Annotated in this window: 20 protein-coding genes; 7 read left to right on the forward strand and 13 right to left on the reverse strand. The window is 66.9% G+C overall.

Translation table 11 applies throughout. The features are described 5' to 3' along the window. Together TSH64_RS13835 and argE are read left to right on the forward strand one after the other, a co-directional pair. On the forward strand, positions 1-719 hold a 719-nt coding region (locus tag TSH64_RS13835), incomplete at its 5' end, for a branched-chain amino acid ABC transporter permease (protein ID WP_109452641.1). Between the two features lie 91 nt (positions 720-810). Continuing rightward, entirely contained in the window at positions 811-1,965 is a 1,155-nt protein-coding gene (gene argE / locus TSH64_RS13840; RefSeq protein WP_199237555.1) for an acetylornithine deacetylase, read from the forward strand. A gap of 99 nt (positions 1,966-2,064) precedes the next feature. Here the strand turns inward: argE and TSH64_RS13845 are convergent, their stop codons facing one another. From TSH64_RS13845 to TSH64_RS13865, 5 genes are read right to left on the reverse strand one after another with little or no spacing between them, the layout of a single operon-like run. After that, on the reverse strand, positions 2,065-3,078 hold the full coding sequence (locus TSH64_RS13845; protein WP_109445676.1) for a proline racemase family protein: 1,014 nt from the start codon (positions 3,076-3,078) through the stop codon (positions 2,065-2,067). Positions 3,079-3,136: 58 nt separating this feature from the next. Next, entirely contained in the window at positions 3,137-3,925 is a 789-nt protein-coding gene (locus TSH64_RS13850; RefSeq protein ID WP_109445678.1) for an ABC transporter permease, read from the reverse strand. Beyond that, positions 3,922-4,806, reverse strand: coding sequence for an ABC transporter permease (locus TSH64_RS13855; RefSeq protein WP_109445680.1), 885 nt, complete (start codon positions 4,804-4,806; stop codon positions 3,922-3,924). The genes TSH64_RS13850 and TSH64_RS13855 overlap by 4 nt, the downstream gene beginning before the upstream one ends. After that, complete coding sequence (locus TSH64_RS13860) at positions 4,803-5,897, reverse strand: ABC transporter ATP-binding protein (RefSeq protein ID WP_109445682.1); 1,095 nt, start codon at positions 5,895-5,897, stop codon at positions 4,803-4,805. The genes TSH64_RS13855 and TSH64_RS13860 overlap by 4 nt, the downstream gene beginning before the upstream one ends. 12 nt (positions 5,898-5,909) lie before the next feature. Next, positions 5,910-6,983, reverse strand: coding sequence for an ABC transporter substrate-binding protein (locus TSH64_RS13865; protein WP_109445684.1), 1,074 nt, complete (start codon positions 6,981-6,983; stop codon positions 5,910-5,912). Between the two features lie 170 nt (positions 6,984-7,153). Here TSH64_RS13865 and TSH64_RS13870 point away from each other — a divergent pair, with 170 nt between their 5' ends. Beyond that, positions 7,154-8,137 carry a GlxA family transcriptional regulator gene (locus TSH64_RS13870; protein ID WP_199237556.1) on the forward strand — a complete coding sequence of 328 codons (984 nt, stop codon included), beginning with the start codon at positions 7,154-7,156 and terminating at the stop codon, positions 8,135-8,137. A 42-nt stretch (positions 8,138-8,179) separates the two neighbouring features. On the opposite strand, the gene TSH64_RS36645 is transcribed toward TSH64_RS13870, so the two are convergent. The 7 genes from TSH64_RS36645 to TSH64_RS13905 all read right to left on the reverse strand — a co-directional run bounded on the left by TSH64_RS36645 (position 8,180) and on the right by TSH64_RS13905 (position 15,476). Continuing rightward, complete coding sequence (locus TSH64_RS36645; RefSeq protein WP_199237557.1) at positions 8,180-9,097, reverse strand: ABC transporter transmembrane domain-containing protein; 918 nt, start codon at positions 9,095-9,097, stop codon at positions 8,180-8,182. 181 nt (positions 9,098-9,278) lie between these two features. After that, positions 9,279-10,316, reverse strand: coding sequence for an ATP-binding protein (locus TSH64_RS13880; protein ID WP_247872928.1), 1,038 nt, complete (start codon positions 10,314-10,316; stop codon positions 9,279-9,281). Positions 10,317-10,354: 38 nt separating this feature from the next. Further along, positions 10,355-11,044 carry a response regulator gene (locus TSH64_RS13885; protein WP_109445690.1) on the reverse strand — a complete coding sequence of 230 codons (690 nt, stop codon included), beginning with the start codon at positions 11,042-11,044 and terminating at the stop codon, positions 10,355-10,357. Between the two features lie 108 nt (positions 11,045-11,152). Beyond that, a complete protein-coding gene (locus tag TSH64_RS13890; RefSeq protein WP_109445692.1) occupies positions 11,153-12,598 on the reverse strand; it encodes an efflux transporter outer membrane subunit in 1,446 nt (481 codons plus the stop codon). Beyond that, positions 12,595-13,602 carry an efflux RND transporter periplasmic adaptor subunit gene (locus tag TSH64_RS13895; RefSeq protein ID WP_109445694.1) on the reverse strand — a complete coding sequence of 336 codons (1,008 nt, stop codon included), beginning with the start codon at positions 13,600-13,602 and terminating at the stop codon, positions 12,595-12,597. Before TSH64_RS13895 ends, TSH64_RS13890 begins: the two co-directional genes overlap by 4 nt. After that, on the reverse strand, positions 13,589-14,338 hold the full coding sequence (locus tag TSH64_RS13900; protein WP_109445696.1) for an ABC transporter ATP-binding protein: 750 nt from the start codon (positions 14,336-14,338) through the stop codon (positions 13,589-13,591). Before TSH64_RS13900 ends, TSH64_RS13895 begins: the two co-directional genes overlap by 14 nt. A gap of 10 nt (positions 14,339-14,348) precedes the next feature. Then, positions 14,349-15,476, reverse strand: a complete 1,128-nt coding sequence (locus TSH64_RS13905) for an ABC transporter permease (RefSeq protein WP_109445698.1) — start codon at positions 15,474-15,476, stop codon at positions 14,349-14,351. Positions 15,477-15,703: 227 nt separating this feature from the next. On the opposite strand from TSH64_RS13905, the gene TSH64_RS13910 reads away from it, so the two are divergent. Both TSH64_RS13910 and TSH64_RS13915 read left to right on the forward strand, forming a co-directional pair. After that, entirely contained in the window at positions 15,704-16,873 is a 1,170-nt protein-coding gene (locus tag TSH64_RS13910) for an SDR family oxidoreductase (RefSeq protein ID WP_109445700.1), read from the forward strand. Beyond that, entirely contained in the window at positions 16,870-17,211 is a 342-nt protein-coding gene (locus TSH64_RS13915) for a multidrug efflux SMR transporter (RefSeq protein WP_109445702.1), read from the forward strand. The genes TSH64_RS13910 and TSH64_RS13915 overlap by 4 nt, the downstream gene beginning before the upstream one ends. Before the next feature lie 115 nt (positions 17,212-17,326). On the opposite strand, the gene TSH64_RS36380 is transcribed toward TSH64_RS13915, so the two are convergent. Next, positions 17,327-17,614, reverse strand: coding sequence for a hypothetical protein (locus tag TSH64_RS36380; protein ID WP_247872929.1), 288 nt, complete (start codon positions 17,612-17,614; stop codon positions 17,327-17,329). A gap of 304 nt (positions 17,615-17,918) precedes the next feature. Between TSH64_RS36380 and TSH64_RS13925 the strand changes: the two genes are divergently transcribed. Together TSH64_RS13925 and TSH64_RS13930 are read left to right on the forward strand one after the other, a co-directional pair. Continuing rightward, positions 17,919-18,668: a transporter substrate-binding domain-containing protein gene (locus TSH64_RS13925; RefSeq protein ID WP_247872930.1), complete on the forward strand. Its 750-nt coding sequence runs from the start codon at positions 17,919-17,921 to the stop codon at positions 18,666-18,668. A 107-nt stretch (positions 18,669-18,775) separates the two neighbouring features. Then, the gene (locus TSH64_RS13930) at positions 18,776-20,341 is read left to right on the forward strand and encodes a HAMP domain-containing methyl-accepting chemotaxis protein (RefSeq protein ID WP_109445704.1); all 1,566 of its coding nucleotides are present in this window, start codon (positions 18,776-18,778) and stop codon (positions 20,339-20,341) included. The last annotated feature ends 62 nt before the right edge of the window (positions 20,342-20,403 follow it).

The following is a 20,403-nucleotide window of genomic DNA, read 5'->3' on the forward strand; positions in this document are numbered from 1 at the left end:
AATGGGGCTGGGCACCGGAGTTCGGGCTGCTCGCCGCCACCGCGGTCGCAGGCCTGATGGGGCTGGTCTTCGGACTGCTCGCCATCCGCCGCCAGGGCATCTATTTCGCCATGATCACGCTGGCGCTGAGCCAGATGGTGTTCTTCCTGGCGCTCCAGCTTCCCTTCACCCATGGCGAGGACGGCATCCAGGGCGTGCCGCGCGGCACCCTGTTCGGGCTGTTCGACCTCAGCCAGCCGTTGACCATGTACTACACCGTGCTGGCGATCTTCGTCGCCGGCTTCGCCCTGATCTGGCGCACGGTGCATTCGCCCTTCGGCCAGGTGCTGAAGGCGATCCGCGAGAACGAGCCGCGGGCGGTGTCGCTCGGCTACCGCACCGACCGCTACAAGCTGGTGGCCTTCGTGCTGTCGGCCTCGCTGGCAGGGCTTGCCGGCGGCACCAAGGCGCTGGTGTTCCAGCTCGCCAGCCTGACCGACGTGACGTGGCAGATGTCGGGCGAGGTGGTGCTGATGACGCTGTTGGGCGGCATGGGCACCTTGTTCGGGCCGGTGGTCGGTGCCGGGCTGGTGGTGACGCTGGAAAGCTATCTCGCCTCCACCAGCCTGCCGGTGCCGGTGGTGATCGGCTGCATCTTCGTCGTCTGCGTGCTGGTCTTCCGCCGCGGCATCGTCGGCGAGATCGTTGCGCGGAATGGCCGCGGCAGGAAGCCGTCATGACTCCGGGATGACGTTGGAGATGACCCCTGGGATGACCCCCGGGATGGCCACGGGCGATGGCTGCCAAGCCGCACTGTTATCGGAGAGTGTCATGACGAGCAGAGACATCCTGGCCCATCTGGTCGGCTTCAACACGGTCAGTTCGACGTCCAACCTGGCATTGATCGACTGGGTTCGCGGCTACCTGGAGCGGCACGGCATCCGTTCCGAGGTGATCCGTGACGGGACCGGGACCAAGGCACATCTGTGGGCGACCATCGGCCCCGACCGCGACGGCGGCATCGTGCTGTCCGGCCATACCGACGTGGTGCCGGTGGACGGCCAGCCCTGGACCAGCGATCCTTTCACCCTGACCGAACGCGGCGGCAGGCTCTACGGCCGCGGCACTGCCGACATGAAGGGGTTCATCGCGGTCGCGCTGAATGCGGTGGAGCGCTTCAAGGCGGCGGCGCTCGACCGACCGGTGCATCTCGCCTTCTCCTACGATGAGGAGATCGGCTGCCTCGGTGTGCCGAGCCTGCTGGAGGCGATCGGCCGGCTCGGTATCCGGCCGGCCGCCTGCATCGTCGGCGAACCGACCATGATGAAGCTGGTGGTCGGACATAAGGGCATCCTGTGTGCCCGCGGGCATGTTCGCGGTCTGGAATGTCATAGCTCAATGGCCCCGGAGGGCGTCAATGCCGTCCAGTATGCCGCCAGGGTCATCGATTTCGTCCGGCGGGAGACCGAGCGGCGATACAAGGAGGGGCCGTTCGACCACCGCTTCGCCCCGTCCTCGACCACGCTGCATGTCGGCACGGTGCAAGGCGGCACCGCCTTCAACATCGTGCCGCGGGATTGCCGGTTCGACCTGGAGATCCGCCATCTGCCGACCGAGGATCCCCATCGCATCCTGCAATCCGTCGAACGCTATTGCCGCGACGTGCTGGAGCCGGAGATGCGCGCCGTCGCTCCTGAAACCGGGATCACGTTTTCAGTGTTCTGCGATACCCCCGGCCTCGTCGCCGACCCCGGCTCCGACATCGCTGCGATCGTACGGCGAATCACCGGCGACAATGACAGCGCCGTCGTCGCCTATACCACCGAGGCCGGCCATTACAGCCGGGCGGGCTACCCGACCATCGTCTGCGGCCCAGGGTCGATGGAACAGGGCCACAAGCCTGACGAGTTCATCGAAGCGTCGCAGCTTGAGGCCGCAGACCGCTTCATGCAGGCGCTGGCCGTCATGCTTGGGAAGCCAAGCTAGCAGCTGCTCACCGAGGGAGACCTGACGGAACCGAACTGTGCCGCAACGTCGATCGGCGGCAGCCCAGGTTCCAATGGACCGGGGCTGCCGCCGGCTTTATCAGGCGACGAGGAAACCCGATCCGACCGGGTCGTTGCGGTCGATGACCCAGCGGGCCGTCCCCAGGATGCTGGCGGTGCCCTTGACGGTCGGCCGCACCGCGCGCACGCCGTTCAGGCGGGTCTCGCCGAGCAGGCAGCCTTCAAAGGTACCGCTGCCCAGCAGGCCCTCGGAGCGGATCGTCTGGCCGATGGTCATTTTGCCGCGCGCCTCGAACATCGCCATCATGGCGCTGGTGCCGGTGCCGCCCGGCGAGCGGTCCAGCTGGCCGGCGCTGAACACATGGACGTTCTTGTAGAAGGCGCCCTCGATGGTCGGCTCATGCCAGAAGGTCACGAAGTTGAAGTTGTTGATGTGGGCCGAGGCCGGGTGCTGGATGGCGACCTTCTGGCGCAGCTGCTCGCGCGCCAGCACGCCGTAGCGCGACAGCGCCGTGCCGTTCTCCGGACCGATGCGGAGCGCGGTGCCGGTCAGGTCGATGATGCCGAAATAATTGCCGCCCCACACGATGTCGGCCTTCAGGGGGCCGATCTCGGGCAGCTCGAAAGCCACGTCCTGGGCTGCGACATAGGCCGGCACATTCTCGAACCGGGTCCACAGCACGGCGTCGCCGTCCGTCGCCACCTCGGCCACCACGAGGCCGGCGGTGGTCTCGAAGCGGATGGTGGTGCGGTCGCCCTCGCCGCGCCGGACCAGCCCCAGCGCCACCATGGCCATGGCCACGGCAATCGTGCCGTGCCCGCACATGTGCGAATACTGGGTGCCGTCGATGTAGATCAGCCCGGCGTCGGCATCCGGACCGGACGGGGGCGTCAGGAAGACACCGAACATGTCCTTGTGCCCGCGCGGTTCGCGCATCAGGGCGCAGCGCAGCCAGTCGTAGTGGGTTTCCAGGAACTGGCGCTTCTCCAGGATGCTGGAGCCGGGAGGATAGGGAATGCCGCTGTGGACGATGCAGAGCGGCTCACCCTCGGTATGGGTGTAGACAACGTCGAACACGTCTTGCTTGCGCATGACTTGGGGCCTCTCGGGGTGTTGGCGGGAAGAAAGGGGATGGAGGACCGGGACGGGGTCAGCGCCGCTTCGACAGCACGTGGAGCCCCACGGTCAGGTCGAGAAGAACGATGGTGACCGCCGCCACCGCGATGGTGATCGACGAGACTGCGGCGATGACCGGGTCGATGGTGTACTGGACGTAGTTGAACAGCTTGACCGGGATCGTCGTCAGCTCGGCGGTGGTGTTGAAGATGCTGAGCTCGACGTTGATCCAGGACGAGATGAAGGCGAAGATCGCCCCGCTCGTCAGCCCGCCGCGGATCTGCGGCAGGACCACCAGCAGGAAGGTCTCGAAGGGCCGGGCGCCGAGATCGGCCGAAGCCTCCTCCAGGGCGCGCTGCTCGGGCGTCAATTGCGGCAGGACGGAGCGCAGCACGAAGGGCGTCACGATCACCACATGGCCGACCAGCAGGGCCGCGAAGCTGCGCATCAGGCCCAGGGCGGCGCAATATTGCAGCAGGGCCGCGCCCAGCACCACGTGCGGCAGCACCAGCGGCGACATCAGCAGCGACAGCAGCGTCCGCTTGGCCGGAAAATCGTAGCGCGCGATGGCCAGGGCCGCCGGCAGGGCGAGCAGCACCGCCCCCGCCGTGGCCGCCAGCGCCAGCGCCGTGCTGGTCCCGAAGGCCGCCACGTAGGAGGTGTCGGCCAGCATCCGCCCGTACCAGTCCAGCGTGAGGCCCTGCGGCGGGAAGGCGAGATAGCTGGTGGCGGTCAGCGACGCGCCGACGATGACCACAAGCGGCAGCACCAGATAGGCCATCACCGCCCAGGCGACGATCCGCAGGAGAATGCGCGCGATCATGACCGGTTGCCTCCGCCGTTGCCGATCCGCCCGGCCAGCGCCACCAGCACCAGCGTGACGACCAGCAGGGTGATGCTGAGCGCGCCGCCGTAATGGACGTCGAACACCGTGCTGTATTGCTGGAAGATCAGCATCGGGAAGACGGTGATCTTGCCGCCGCTCAGCAGGGCCGGCGTCACATAGGCGCTCGCCGCCAGCGTGAAGACCATGATCACGCCCGCGATCAGGCCGGGAAGGCACAGCGGGAAGGTCACGGTCCAGAAGGTGGTGAAGGGGCTGGAGCCGAGATCGGCCGAGGCCTCCTCCAGCGTCGGATCCACAGTGGCCAGCGCGTTGCCGACTGCCAGGACGATGAAGGGCAGGAGGATATAGACGAGGCCGATCACGATGCCCGTCTCGGTGCCGAGGAAGCGGACCGGCCGGTCCAGCAGCCCGATCCCGACCAGCGTGTCGTTGACCAGACCGTTGCGGCCGAGCAGGATCATCCACCCGAAGGAGCGGACGATGTTGCTGGTGAACAGCGGCAGCAGCAGCAGGATGACGCAGCTTCGCCGCAAGGCGTTCGACGACACCACCCGCACCAGATAATAGGCCAGCGGATATCCCAGCAGCGTGACGGCCAGCGTGGTCAGCGCGGCGATCCGGAAGGTCACCGCCAGGACGTCCCAGTGATACTGGTCGAGCAGCACGCGGGCGTAGTTCGCCAGGGACGGCGCGCCGCCGGCCATGAGGCTGGAGGACAGCACGACGACCATCGGCACGGCGAAGAAGGCCACGAAGAAGGCGACGGGGGCGGCCAGCAACGGCAGGGCGCGGCGTAGGGCGGTGGGCGGCGCGGCGGCGGGGACCGTCGCGGGGTCGCCGGTCAGGGCGGCGGTCATGGCGCCGGCTCGCCGGCGACGACGTGCAGATGCTCCGGGCGGAAGCCGACGACGACCTGGGTTCCCCGGCCGAGGCCGGCGCCCGGCATGCCCAGGCGGCGGCTCGCCAGCAGGGCGTCGCCGACCCGGACCATCACGAGGGTCTGGCCGCCGGTGTTGATCACGTCCTCGACGATGCCGCGCTCGGTGAGGAAACCGGGCGCGTCGGCGCGGTCGAGAAGCTCCAGATGCTCAGGCCGCAGCACGCCGGTGCGGCTCTGCCCGGCACCGGTGCCGATGCCTGTGCTGGCGCCGGGACCAGGATGAGGAACCGCCGCCGTCCCGAAGGCCAGCCGAAGCCCGCCGTCGCCGTCCGCAGCACCGGGCAGAAAATTCGCTTCCCCGATGAATTCGGCGACGAAGCGCGTTGCCGGCGTGGCGTAGACCGCCGTCCCCGACCCGACCTGCTCGATCAGGCCGCGATTCATCACGACGATCCGGTCGGCCATGCTCATCGCCTCCTCCTGGTCGTGGGTGACGAACACGAAGGCGATGCCCAGCTTCTCCTGCAGATGCTTCAGCTCGATCTGCATCCGCTTGCGCAGCTTCATGTCGAGCGCGCTCAGCGGTTCGTCCAGAAGCAGCAGCTTGGGCCGGTTGACCACCGCGCGCGCCAGGGCGACGCGCTGCTGCTGTCCCCCGGACAGCTCACGCGGGTACCGCGCGCCCAGCGCCTCCAGCCCGACCAGTTGCAGCGCCTGCGCCGCGCGCTCCGCCGCCTCGCCCCGCGGAACCCCGTGCCGGCGGGGGCCGTAGGCGATGTTGTCGAGGACGCTCATGTGGGGGAACAGAGCGTAGTTCTGGAAGACCGTGTTCAGGGGCCGCCGGTGTGGCGGCAGCCGCGTCACGCTGTCGCCGCCGATCCGGATGTCGCCGGAATCGGGGGTGAGAAAACCGGCGATGCAGCGCAGCAGCGTGGTCTTGCCGCAGCCGCTGGGACCGAGCAGGGCGATGAACTCGCCATGCTCAACCTCCAGCGAGACGCCCTTGAGCGCGTGGAATCCACCGAAATGCTTGCCGAGATCGCGGATGGACAGCAGGGCCGGGGGCATGCCTCGTCCCCCTTACTGGCGCGCGAGTTCGCGGTTCCAGGCGTCGGTGATCGCGCCCCGGTCGCGGTTGATGTCGGCCCAGTTGAAGAGCTGCAGGTTCTTGACCGATCCGCCGACGCCCCAGGGCAGCTTGCGCTCGATGTCCGGCGCCACGGAGACGCCTTGCACGGACGGGCCGAGATAGAGCTTCTCGGCGAGGCAGGTGGCGGCTTGCGGAGTCAGGGCGGTGTCGATGAAGCGTGCGGCTTCGGCCGCGCGGGGCGTGCCCTTCACCAGATGCAGGCGCGCGTCGGTCGCCCACACGCCTTCCTTGGGAACGACGAAGCCGATCGGCAGGCCCTTGTCCGCCAGATCCCAGGCGCCGACGCTGAAATGGGCGCCGACGATCGCCTCGCCGCTCTGGTAGGCGTTGGAGGCGGCGCCCGAGCTGTCGAAGTAGAGCGCGGTGTCGAGGGTCTTCAGCTTCGCGAAGGTCTTGGACAGGTCGTTGGCCGGGTTGCCCCAGATCTTGTTGAGGAACAGGATGAAGGGAACGCCCGACGAGTTGGCCGGGGACGGGATGGTGACGGCGCCCGCGAATTCCGGGTTCCAGAGATCGTTCCACGAGGCCGGGGGCGTCTTGACCTTCTGGGTGTTGTAGGTCAGGCCCAGCGAATAGTAGCCGGTCCCCACCGCGAAGACGGCGCCGTCGGCCTTGTAGACCGCTTCGGGCGAGACCTTCGCGAGGTTGGGCACGGCCTGCGGGTCGATGGCGCCGGTGACGCCGGCGGCCTGCGCCAGTTCGCTGATGCCGCCGTCCATCCAGGCGACGTCGATGGTCGGCGCGCCCTTCTGCTGCTGGAGCTTGGCCAGCGTCACCGTCGAAGTCCCGATCTCAGGCACGACCTTGATGCCGGTCGCCTTGGTGAAGGGCTCCGCGACGCAGCTCCGGAAGGCCTCGCCCCAATTGCCGCCGTACCAGGCGACGGTCAGGGAGGTCGACGCGGCGGCGGATTGGGCGGCGGCGGGCTGGGTGGCGGCAATTGGGGCGAAGGCGGCACCGGCCATCAGAGCGGCGCAACAGGTGGCAGCACGCAGAGAAGTCATGACGCTCTCCCTCAATGTCGGCCCTTGCGGGCGTGAAACCCTTGCAACAGGGTCGATGCTAGCCAGGGGGCGGCTTTTTCCGATAGAAGAATGCGGACGGATGCTTGAATAATTCCGACATGAGCAGCGAACACCCCGGCACCCGATCCCCTCCCGGCGCGGACTCAGCCATGGTCTCCGGCACGGTCCCCCGCCTGCGGATCGGCTTCGTCCTTCTGGATCAATTCACGCTGACCGCCTTTTCGGGGTTGATCGACGCGGTCCGGCTGGCCGCCGACCTCGGCGGGCGCAGCCGGCAGATCGACGCCAGCTGGACGGTGATGAGCGTCGGCGGACAGGCCCGGCGGTCCAGCTGCGGCGTGCTGGTCACGCCGAACGAGGATCTGCGCGATCCGACCTCCTTCGACTATGTCGCCGTCTGCGGCGGCAACGATTACCTGAACGATGTCCAGCCGGCGCGGCTGACCGACTATCTGCGGCGGGCGGTGTTCGGCCGCGTCCGGCTGCTCGGCGTCTGCACCGGGACCTTCGCCATCGCCCATGCGGGTCTTGTCGGCAGCCGTCGGGTGTGCGTCCATTGGAACGTCCTGGACGCCTTCCGCGAGCGCTTCCCGACCGTCAACGCCGCGGTCGACCAGCTGTTCATCGACGAAGGCGACCTGATCACCTGCGCGGGATCGACCGCCGCCATCGATCTCGGCCTCTATCTCGTCGGCCGGCATTGCGGGGGCCAGAAGGCGCGGCAGGCGGTCCGCCACATGATGCTGCAGGACATCCGGTCCGCCGCGCTGCCGCAGGCCCATTTCTATGCCAACCTGGACGGCATCGCCGACATCCGCGTCCGGCAGGCGTCGCATTTCATCGAGCAGCGGCTCGATTCCCCGCCGTCGGTCGAGGCCATCGCCCGCTATGTCGGGGTGAGCGCCCGGCAGTTGGAGCGCGCCTTCCAGGCGGCGCTCGGCGTGTCGCCGGCGGCCTTCCAGCGCCGGTTGCGGCTGGATTACGGGCGCTGGCTGCTGGAGAACACGCGCCGCTCGATCACCGACATCGCGTTCGACTGCGGGTTCGCCGACACCGCGCATTTCTCGCGCGATTTCAAGGCCCAGTTCGGCCGGATGCCGAGCAAGGCGCGCGGCCCCGCGCCGGGCTCGTGACGGTCCCAAGGGCAAGATGCCGTGTGATGAGTGACATTCGGCCTATCGTTTTTGTGAGGATCGGACCGGACGCTCGAACGATCCTCGGTGCTCAGTTGAGTGAAGGATCATCGTCGGCACAGCGCCAGAGTTCATGCCGCAGCCGTTCGGAGACACGGGGAGTTCGCGTTGATCGACATCTTGGATACACGACCCATGGCAGATGGATCGAACCGTGAGGAGCGACGAGCGGACCATTTCGGCATAGACACCGCCGAGTGCAAGCAACTCATCATGTCCGCCCTGCTCGACGAGTTGCCCATGATCCATCACAACGATGGGATCGGCATGTCGGACCGCGCAGAGCCGGTGGGCGATGGTGATTGTCGGCGATGGTCGCGTTGAGCAGGTACGGTTCCTGGGTGACCATGCCGAGCATGTCGTCAACACCTGAAAACTCAGATCGCAAACATCGACGCCGTCGTAGCAGGTCGAGCCCGCATCCACATCGTAGAGCCGGGTAAGAAGGTGGCCGGGCATGGCGATCATCGTCATCACCACCGTGCTGACGTTGCGCGTCAGCTCGCTTGCGGTGTGGGTGACGAGCGCCTGCAGGTTGCCGATGTCGCTGGCGATGCGGGACTGCACCTCGCCCGTCCGCGTCGTCGTGAAGAAGCCGAGGGACAGGGCTTGCAGATGCGCATGAACCCGCACCCGCAGGCCATGCATGATCGCCTGTCCGACCCTTGACGTGATCGCCACCTGAAGGGCACCGATCACGGCTCCGAAACAGGCAAGGGCGATCAGGCTGCCGGCGAGACGTGCCAAAAGCCCGAGATCGCCGTTCAGCAGCGCGTCATCGATGATGGCGCGCAACAGGAAAGACGAGGCGATGCCCAAAGCCGACGACGCAACGATCAGGATGAGCAGCAAGATCAGGCGGGCGGCATAGGCCTTGAACAGACCAGGCACGCGGCGCACGGAAACGTGCTTCGCTGCAAGATCGTCGTGAGGACTCCTCGAATTCCTGACGTCTATCTACCATAGGTCATCTCTGGTCGAACTGTAGGTTTTGCCTGGCGCCGAGGCGGGCGCACGGGCGCAAGGCAGCTCGTCCGGCGCCGGACCTGCCGAGCGCCGGGCAGCACTTGCGGGTGTATGGTCAGAGTTTCGGTAAGCGGATCTCGAAGGTAACGCCTTGCGGTTCCGATGCCATGGCCACCGCAACGCCGCCATGGGCCTGTGCGATGGCCTGCACCACCGCCAAGCCCAGGCCGCTGCCGCCGCTCTCCCGCGAACGGGACGCGTCGCTCCGCCAGAAGGCGTCGAAGACCTGGGTCTCCGCCCCCTTCGGCAAGCCGGGACCGTGATCGCAGACCCGCAGGATGGCATGGTCGCGGGTCACACGGGTTTCGATGCGAACCTCGCAAGGGGCGGCGTAGCGCCGGACATTGTCGAGCAGTGCGGTCAGGGTCTGACGGATGCGGGCACCATCGCCGCGGATCACCACCGATCCAAGATCGACATGGACCGACACGCCGGCCAGCTGAAGCATGGGCGCGGTGACGGCCACCACCGAGGCGACTTCCTGGGCAAGGTCGATGGTCTCCAGCCTCAGTTCGAGACGCCCGTTCTGCGCCAGGGTCAGAACCTTCAGGTCGTCGACGATCCGGCTCAGCCCCTCGACCTGGACAAGCAGCCCCTGAAGCGACGGGGTGTCGGGTGTGAACACGCCATCGACATACCCCTGGATCTGGCCGCGCAGAATGGTCAGGGGCGTGCGCAGCTCATGGGCGATGGCGGCATGCCACGCCCGCATCTCCGTTTCCGCCCGGTTCAGCTGCCCGGCCATGTGGTTGAAATCCTCGATCAACTGGCGGGTTTCGGCAAACGACGCTTTCGTCGGCGCGGCGCGCGCGCTCAGATCGCCCGCGGCAACCCGCCGCGCCGCCGTCGCGACCGCCTCCAGCGGCTGGATGAGCCGGCGGGCGAAGCGCATCGCCGCAACGATTGCCCCTCCCAGTCCGATGGCCCACAGCCCAAGGAAGGCGACCCACTCCGGCGTCGTCGGCCAGTAGCTGTCCGGTTCGGGAAGGCCCTCCAACCCCTCGGGTGCCCAAAACCGGAAATAGACGAACTCGTAGAACAGGAAGGACCCGGCGCACATGATGATGAGCGCCAGCCCGGTCACCCCCGCCATGGACGCAACCAGCTGCCGGTTCAATGACTTGGCCGCTTTCATGGAATGGTCGACAGCCGATAGCCGACGCCCCTGATGCTCTCGAAGAGAGTAAGGTTTCCGGCGGCATGGAGCTTGCGCCGGATGTTGCTGGCGTGCGTGTCGATGGTCCGCTCCAGCGTGTTGCCTTCCGGCAGGCAGGCGTCGATCAGGTCGGCGCGGCTGAAAACGCGCGTGGGCTGGCGGGCCATATGCGACAGGATGCGGAACTCCGTCGCCGTCAGGTCGATGCGGACCCGGCCGTCGGCGCCTTCGACGACGACGGCATGGGCCGTCAGGTCGATTTCCAGCGGACCGACCCGCAGCACCGCGATGTCGCTCCGGCCCATCGCGCGACGCAGGACCGCCTTGACCCTGGCAACCACCTCCAGCGGGTTGAACGGCTTGACGATGTAGTCGTCTGCACCGATCCGCAGCGCCTGGAGCTTGTCGAGGTCCTCGTCGAGCGCCGTGACCATGATGACAGGGGTATCGCCGCGCCGTCTGATCGCCGCCAGAACCTCGTAGCCGTCGAGCTTGGGGATCTTGACGTCGAGGAGCACGATGTCGGGCTGCAGCTGACGATGCAGATCGAGGGCGATCTGGCCGTTCTCCGCACGGACCGTCCGCAGCCCCTCACGGTCGAGATATCCCGTGATGATCCGGGCAACGTCGGGCTCGTCCTCCACAACCAACACCAGCACGCTCATTTCCAACTCCAGATTTCGGCCGTGAGGCTCATGGTAGCGCCGCTTTATGGAGGTTCCGTGGAGAACGTGCAGAGACTGTCGCGCCGTCCGCAGAATGACGGGCCCGACCTATCCGGAAACCGCCGGACAGCCGCCCAAGGCGCGGTAGAGAGATGCGGCAGTCTCCAGCCGCGCCCGCCTGGCGTCCAGCAGCGCCTGATCGGCGGCGAACAGGCTGCGTTCGACGTCCAGAACCTCCAGGTAACCGACCGCGCCGGCCAGATACCGGTTCATCGTCATCGTGCGGCGACGTGCCTCGACCTCGCGCAGGGCGGTGCGGGCCGCGATATCGCGCTCCAGAGACGCCTGCCCGGCCAGGGCATCGGACACCTCACGGAACGCCGTCTGGATGGTCCGCTCATATTCGATGACGGCGGAGTTTTCGCGCGCCCGCGCCAGATCCAGGTTGGCTTGGTTCCGCCCGCCGTCGAAGATCGGCAGGCTCACCTGGGGAACGACCTGCAACGCAGCGCTGCCGGCGGTGAAAAGGCTGCTGAGTTCACCGGACGCGACACCTCCCATGGCCGTGAGCCGGATCGAGGGGAAGAAGGCGGCGCGGGCGGCGCCGATCTGGGCATTGGCGGCCTGGAGCCGCTGCTCCGCCGCGACGATATCGGGACGCGCCGTCAGCAGTTCGGACGGCAGGCCGGCCCGCATCACCCCCCATCCCGCACCGAAAGCGGCGGCGGTGAAGGGCGGCGCATCCTCGGTTCCACCTCTGTCGCCATAGCCGGTCAGCAGGGCCAGGGCCTGTTCGGCGCGCGCATGGACCAGCTGCTGCTCGATCAGGTCGGTGTCGGCCGCCCCGACCAGCGACCGGGCCTGCTCCAGCTCCAGCGGGGAGGAAACGCCGGCCGCGACGCGCCGCGTCAGCAAGGCGACCGCCGCCGTCCGCGACGCGGCGGCACGCCGCGCAAGCTCGACACGGGCCGTCGCCGCGCGCTCCAGCACGTAGCCCCGCACCACCTCGGCCACCACGCTGATCCTCGCCGCCCTCTGCGCCTGCTCCGTCGCCAGATACTCGTGCAGGGCCGCATCGGACAGGCTCTGGGCCTTGCCGAAGAAATCCAGCTCATAGGCAGCCAGGGTGACTCCCGCCTGATGGGCGGACTCGTTGTTTCTCGCCGGATGGGTGGTCGTGGCCTCCAGGGCGACGGTGGGGAGGCGGGAGGCCGATTGGATGCCATGCAGAGCCCGCGCCTCCACGACCCGTGCCGCCGCCAGTTTCAGATCGCGGTTGTGCTCAAGCGCCGCCGCGACAAGGCGCCTCAGCACGGGTTCGGGGAATTGCGTGCACCAGGCCGTGCTGCGGAAGACGGATGCCGCCTTGCCTCCCGGCTCCGGCTGATTGGCCGACCGGGGATCGGACGATTGTGCCGCAACCGGATAGCTGGCGGGGATCGGCGCTGCGGGCCGCTCGTAAAGGGGGGCCAGCGAACAACCCGATAGCAGGGCAACGGCGCAGACGGCGGCAAGGGCCGCGGCCCGGCGATGAGGCTTCGACGGAGCGGTCATCCCCGGACCTCCTTCGGGGTCCGCAGCGACGGCGTCTCCGGCCGTGCGTCGCCGGGAACCTGGCGGGCGGTGAGGAACTTCGCAAGTCCGCGCTGTCCGATCAGGAAGCGTTGGCCGGCGCGGGCCGACAGGGCGACCACCACCTCCACCACGCGCTCGTCGACACGCTGCGTGGCATCGCTCGGGTCGATCTTCCTTTGCCCGAGGATCTCGCCGATGCGCAGAACCTCGCCGGACAGCGGCTCGGGCGTGCTGTCCAGCGTGACCGTCACCGGCTGGCCGGCATGGACCTGCCGCATCAGCCGCTCTTCGACATCGACGCGGAAGATGAAGCGCTCGTTGGGCACCAGGGTGAACAGCGTCGAGACGCTGAGGGTCGAGGCGCCGCTGCCCGGCCGGGCCTGGAGCCGGACGATCCGTCCATCGACCGGCGCCCGGATCTCGCGCTGGGCGATCTCCATGTCCGCGGTCGCCAGCCGTGCCTGGGCGAGGCGGATCGCCGCCTTGTGGACGGCCAGATCGGCCTCGGCTTCCTCCAGGCGGCTCTGGGCCTCGTCGACCAGCTTGACCGCTTCGGCGCCATCCCGGCGCAGGCGGTCGAGCCGGTCGCGTTCGCGGCGGGCGGCGGCGGCACGGACCCGCAGAACAGCAAAGCGGGCCTCCGTTTCGGCAAGGGCGGCACGGGCTTCGTCCAGCGTGGCGCGGGCCGCCCGGTCGTCCTGCCGCGCCAGCAGATCGCCGGCCCGCACGTCGGCGCCTTCGGACACGAAGATCGCAGAGATCACGCCGTCCCGCTGGGCGGCGATCTGGATCATGCCGCCTTCGACATCGATCCGGCCGCGACCGGCCGCCGCGACCGGCGCCTCCACCGACAGAATTTCCTGGTCTCCCGAACCGGCCCCGGACAGCTCATCAGTCAGTCCGGTGGAGACGGCCAGCCCGATGCAGGATCCAATGGCGATCACCGCCAGTCCGCCCAGCATCAGGCGCTTAGGACGCAGCATGTTCAATGTCCCGATGATGGAAGGTGTCCGGCGTTTCCGGCCGTTCGTCGCTCACGATCCGCCCGTCGTCGATGGTGACGATGCGGTCGGCATGGCCGGCCAGACGGCTGTCGTGGGTCACGCACAGGACCGCCGCCCCGTTGCGGTGGGCGATCCTGCGCAGGATGCGGATCACCAGATCGCCGTTGGTGCGATCCAGGGCGGAGGTCGGTTCATCGGCGAACAGCAGGGTCGGCTGCTTGACCAAGGCACGGGCGATGGCCACCCGTTGCTTCTCGCCGCCGGACATGGCCGAAGGCTTGAGATGGGCCCGGTCGCTCAACCCGACCTCCTTCAGGCTCTCCCACGCGCGGCTGTCGATGTCCGCCGCCGGGGCGCCGGTCAGCTGAAGAACCAGCCGCACCTGATCCAGGGCGCTCAAAGCGCCGAACAGGTTGGGGCTCTGGAAGATGAACCCGCAGTGACGCAGGCGCATGGCGGTCAGATCGTCCTCGCCGAGATCGGCGATCGGCTGGCCCAGAATGCTGACCGTGCCGCGGTCGGGACGCGACAGGCCGGCCAGCACGGCCATCAGCGTGGATTTGCCGGAGCCGGACGGTCCCATCAAGAGGGTCAGCTCGCCGCACCGCGCCGTCAGGTCGATCCCCTTCAGGATGTCCATCCGGCTGTCGCCGCTGCTGTAGGATTTGTAAAGGCTCCGGGCGGCGAGCGCCGGCGTGTCCGAGGAAACGAGCATTGGTGTTCTCCTATCGCAGCAGATCGGCCGGTTCGCTGCGGTACAGCACCGACAGGGCGACCAGTCCAGACAGACAGGCGATGGCGGTGACGAACAGGGTGGTGATGCCGCCGAGCCACCAGGTCAGCACCAGCGGGATTCCCATGACCCAGGCCAGCCCGCTGAGCAGGCCGGCGATGACGACCATCAGGAGGTTGCCGACAAGAGCGACCCACAGGGATTGTTCAAGGACGATGGCGCGCAGTTGGCCGACCGTGACGCCGAGGGCGCGCAGCGTCGCATATTCCTTCAGCGAGGCGATCACCGCTCCGCGCAGGGTCTGGCCGGTCACGCCGACGCCGACCAGAAGCGCCAGCAGCATGGAGAAGCCGAACGAGGTTCCAGCCCCCGACTCCTCCAGCCAGAACAGGGCGGACTTTGCCGTCAGCTCCTCCGGCGTCGCGACGCCATAGGTCTGCACCCCGCCGGCGGCTTCCAAGTCCTGCCGGACCTGTTCGACATCGAAGCGGGGATCGAGCTTCAACAGGAAATAGGGAGGCCCGCTGCTGGTCCAGTCCGCGTTGATCCGCCGGAGCGACTCGGCCGAGGTGAAGACGAGCGGCATGAGATTGCTGCGGAATCCGCGAACGAAACCGCCGATGGTCACCCGCCTTCCGGCAATCTCCGCGGTGCCGCCGATGGTTGCCCCCAGCTTGGCCGCGTCGGCTTGGTCCACCAGCACCGTCTCGGGAGCCGACAGGACCGCCAGCGTGTCCGCCGCAATGCCGTCAAGCCCGCTGAGCGCGCCGGGCCGGATGTTGACGCCGACGATCATGACGTTCTGCCGCGCGCCATCCCCGGTCCGCCAGTCGGTGTATCCGAGGCTCATCTCATGAACATCCAGAACGGCGGGGTGCGACCAGAACAGCCCTTCGACACGGGCCGGAACGACGGTCGACTGGTCCCAACTCTGGATGTTCGGGGCGGTGATCCACAAATCGGCCCTGGACCGCGTGAGCGGGAGGGTGAAGGCGTCGAGCTGGCCCAGCAGCAAGCCGACCTGGACCAGGATCAACAGACCGGAGAAGGCCAGCGTCAGGATCGCCGCGGCGAACCGCCTCCATTCATGCACAAGATTTTGTCGAGCGAGCGAAACCATCGAATGTCCCCGGGCTATCTGCCCGAACCAAGTGCCATCCGGCCGTGGAGGGACCGTCCATCGATTGTCGAGATCGTGCAGAGACGGCGGACCGGGGGGTGAAATGCGCAAGCCGACCCGGCCTTGATCGAAGCTCCATGAAATCTGCACGGAGCGATGGAAGGTTTTCGGCAAGCCGCAGTCGCCGCGATGCGACGCAGCCTCCTTCCCTCAAGGACTAGATACGGATGACGACTGTTCTTTTGACCGGCGCGACTGGCTTCATCGGCGGCGCCGTTCTCGCCCACGGCCTCTCCCACGATCCGGATTGGCATTGGATCTGTCTCGTGCGGGGCAAGGGGGAGGAACAGGCCCGTGCCCGGCTTGCCGAAAACCTGGGCCGCTTCATGGGCGCCGAAGCGGCCTGCAAGGCCATTCGGCGGGTCGAGATCGTCGTCGGCGACATCACCGATCCGGCAAGCCTGGAAGACGGGCGTCTGGATGGCGTGACCCACATCCTGCATCTCGCCGCCGACACCTCCTTCCGTGCGCAGGAGCTTTGCCATCGGATCAATGTCGAGGGCACTCGGGCGCTCGCGGTGCGGGCGCGGCGCATGCCGCATCTGCATCGCTTCCTCTATGGCGGAACCGCGATGATCTGCGGGGGCAACCCGCCGCCGGTGGTCCGGGAATCCGATGCACCGGCGGAGGCGGCGCAACACCTCGTTCCCTATACCCGGACCAAGGTTGCCGCCGAGACCATGCTCAGGCAGGAGTTTGCCGATTTGCCCGTCGTCATGGTGCGCCCGTCCATCGTCACCGGGCACCGGACGCTCGGCTGCATCCCCAGCAGCAGCATCTTCTGGATGTTCCGTGCCGGCGACCGGCTGCGTCTGGTGACGGGCGAGCTGGCGGGCGGCATCGACGTGGTTCCGGTCGATTGGACCGCCGAGGTCCTGGTCGGGCTTCTGGCCAAGCCGACGCTGGCCCATGACGTCTATCATCTCTCGGCCGGCGAGGCGAAGCGCACGAGCTGGGACAGTCTGGCCGCCGCCTTCGAGCGCTGCGATCCCCAGGGCGGCCCCCGTTGCTACAGCCGGTTCGACGACGGCGATTGGAAAACGCTGCGGGCACGGTTCCAGGCGGTCTTCGGCCTCGACCAGCCGATCAAGCTGGCGATGCTGCGGGCGATGCGCGCCTATTACCAGTTCAGCACGCTCGGCGTCGTCTTTGCCAACGAGCGGCTGACCGCGGAGGGCTTTTCCCTGCCGCCAACGCTGTCCGACTATCTGCCCGCCTGCCTGTCGGCCCCCGCCAACCTCTCGATTCTCGACCAGTTCGCCGACGATCTCGGCATGTTCGACGAAGCCCCCGCGGTTCAGGAAAATTCGGTTCAGCCGGATTCGGTGGCGGCATGACCGCGGCCGGCGCCTATGGGCTTCTCGGCCTCGCGATCCTGGCGGAAATCACCGCCACGATCGCGCTGAAAGCCGCCGACGGGATGAGCCGGATCGGCCCGATGGTGATTGTCGCCGTCGGCTATGCCCTGTCCTTCTGGCTGTTGTCCGTGTCCCTCCAGCGTTTCCCCATCTCGCTCGTCTATTCGGTCTGGGCGGGGTTCGGCATGGCCGGTGCCGCCATCGGCGGCTGGTGGCTGTTCGGTGAGGCCCTGGCCCCGTCCGCACTGCTCGGCATCGCAATCATCGCCCTGGGTGTCTTCATCCTGGCCGGTGCGATGGAACCGTCTGCGGCCTGACCTCCCCGGCGCAACCGCTCACGACCCTTCATACATCGACCAAGTACTCGCTTCATGACTTGGAGATCCTTGGTCGCCGGCTGGAACTGACTCACGCGAAATCAGCGGAGGAAGCCTATGCCATTCTGCGGGAGGATAGCGATTTTGCTGTCATCCTGCTTGATGTCGTGATGGAGACGCCGGATGTAGGCCCGACCGGTTCATCCCGGTTGCCGAAGACGCCGGCCACATCCTCAGTCTTGGCGAATTGGTCCTGCGGCAGGCCACGCAGGGCCAGTTCGTTGAATCCGCCGTCCGTCTTGGTGTTGTTGAAGATGATGGCGAACTGGCGGTTCGCCGGAGTTTCGGCCCGGCCGGGTGAAACCATCGCCACGACAAACAGCACGATCAGCAGGAAGGGCATAGGGCTTCACCTCGTCAGGACCGACTTGGCTGCACTGTCGCAGACCTGCTTTGCGCCAGAATGAATATCACATGACGGTTTGGGGAATTTCGAAATAAAACCGACAATAAAATGCAATTGCCTCCACAAACACGTAAACAATAAATGAACAGTGAATTTTTTGTGAAAATATTCAAGAGGATTAAATTGGTAACGGGCAATTAATGATGCGGAATCGACATTGTCACAGCGCCTTTCACAACGTGCCTCTCCGCCCTCCGGTCCTGTGCTGGAACCGGGGTCTGGCCGTCCAAGGAGTATTGCCGTGATTGGAAGACTGATAGGTCTTACTCTTTTCCTGGCCGGAACCGTCGTGGCGTCCGCCGCAGGAGCCAAGGCGGATACGGTTCGCCTGACGACGCTGGAGTGGCCCCCCTATTCCGGTTCTCTGCCGGACAATGGTTTCTCGAGCATCGTGGTCCGCGAAGCGTTCAAAGCGATGGGGCATACGGTCAGCATTGACGTATTGCCCTGGCAGCGCGCCGTCCACAGCGCCAAGGAAGAGCCCGGCATCGTCGGGTACTTTCCGGAATATCCGGCGGATCTCGATGGCTTCGCCCTTTCCGGCCCGATCGGCGACAGCCCGCTCGGTCTGATCGTTCCGGCCGGTGCCAGGATCGCCGACACCAGCCCCACCGGCTTGGCCCGCCTGAAGCTGGGCGTGGTCAATGGCTATGTGAATGCCAAGCCGGTGGGCGACGCCATCGCGGCAAACGGCCTGAAGCCGGAAGCGGTGGTGGACGATACCACCAACATCCGCAAGGTCGCCGCCGGCCGGATCGAGGCTGCGGAGATCGACCGTTATGTCTTCTCCTACCTGATGCGCAACACCGCAGAACTGAAGCCTCTTCAGGACAAGGTTGAATTCGGCCCGCTTCTCGAAGCGAAGACGCTTCACGTCGCCTTCAATACAAAACCGGAAGGGCAAAAGTGGGCTGCGATCTTTGCCGAAGGGCTGAAGAAGATCGACATCGGCACCCTCCAGAAGCAGCACCTGTCGGCCCTCACGCAATAGCGGCATCCGCCCGTCAGCCCCACTGCGATCCCGGAGACAGGGGCAGTCCCGAAGATGATGGATTGGATCCCCGCGTCGCCGGGGCTGCCGCGTCAAAAGGAGTAGCGATGTTCGGACTCTACCGCCGCAATCTTACGGTCCGTGTTCTGTTTCCGATCGCCGCCCTCTTCGTCGCTCTTGCCCTCGCCGCGATGACGGGCGTCGCCTACATGAACATGGCCGTTGCCCGCAATGGGCTTACGGAACGGGCGCAGATGATCGCGACGGCTCTTGCCGGCGGGGCCGGCGAGGCCCTGTGGAACATGGATGGCAATGCGGCGTCGGCTCTGCTTGCGGCACTGTCGGCCGATCCCGACTATGTCGGCAGTTCCATCAAGGACAAGGACGGCAAGGTCTTCGCCTCGCACGGCGCCACGGTCTCGCAGTCCGAAGCCGGAATCATGGGCACAGCTCCCGTAACGCGCAGCGAGGGCGCGAAAGCGACGGAGATCGGAACGCTCCAGGTCAGGCTGTCGACCCAGCGCATCCAGAACGACATCCGCACGACCACGGCGATCATCGCGCTGGCCGCTCTGCTGGCGGTCCTGGTGATCTGCGGCGTCCTCGGCGCCATCGTCCGAACCGTCACCCGTCCGATCGCACAGATGACCCGCGTGATGAGTGCACTTGCCGCCGGCGAAACCGACGTCGACGTTCCGGCCACCGGACGGGAGGACGAGGTCGGCAAGATGGCCTTCGCCGTACAGAGCTTCCGGGAAAACGCCATCGAGCGGCGCCGGCTGGAAGCCGAGCAGCTGCACCTGCGCGAGGAAGCCGAACGGCAGCGGCAGCATGCGCTGGCCTCGGTCGCCGAAACCTTCGACCGCGACGTCGCACGCCTGCTGACGGACGTCAACAGGACATCCTCCTCCATGGGCCTGTCGGTCGGCGAGGTGGCCGCCAGCGCCGGCGAGAACGCCACGGTCAGCCAGACTGTCGCCCACACATCGGAGGAGGTCAGCAGCAGCGTGCAGACCGTGGCAGCGGCTGTGGAGGAACTGGCCGCATCAATCCGTGAGATCTCCATTCAGGCGCAAAGCTCGCAGGCCGAATCGCAGGGTGCCAGCCGGCAGGTCGCCGCCACGGTCGATCTCATGAACCGGCTCGTCGGCGATGCCGGGCGGATCGGAGACGTCCTGACGCTCATCACCTCCATCGCAGGGCAAACCAACCTGCTGGCGCTGAACGCCACCATCGAAGCGGCCCGGGCGGGCGAGGCCGGCAAGGGCTTCGCGGTGGTGGCAACCGAAGTGAAGAATCTCGCGGGTCAGACCGCCAAGGCGACGGAGGAGATTTCCGCCCTGATCGGAGCGATCCAGGCATCGACCGGGGATGCCGCCGGCAAGATCGGCGATATCTCGCGCGTCATGGACCAGTTGAACAGCATCAGTGCGTCGATTGCTGCAGCCGTCGAACAACAGAATGCGGCGACGACGGAAATCAGCCGTGCGGTCCAGCAGGCTGCCCAGGGGACCGAGCGCCTGCGCCTGAACGTTCACACCGTTGCCGACTCCGCGCAGCGCAACGGGACCGCCGCTGCGTCCCTGCATGGCGGCATTCAGGACCTGGAACGCGGCGTCCATGAACTCCAGGCGCAGGTCGACCGCTTTGTCGGGACGTTGCAGGCTGGCTGAGCGCGCGGAATGCAGGCCGAGTTTATGAGGATGATGACTCGGTCTTTCAAACGGCATTCAGC

Source organism: Azospirillum sp. TSH64 (assembly GCF_003116035.1).
Classification (GTDB): Bacteria; Pseudomonadota; Alphaproteobacteria; order Azospirillales; family Azospirillaceae; genus Azospirillum.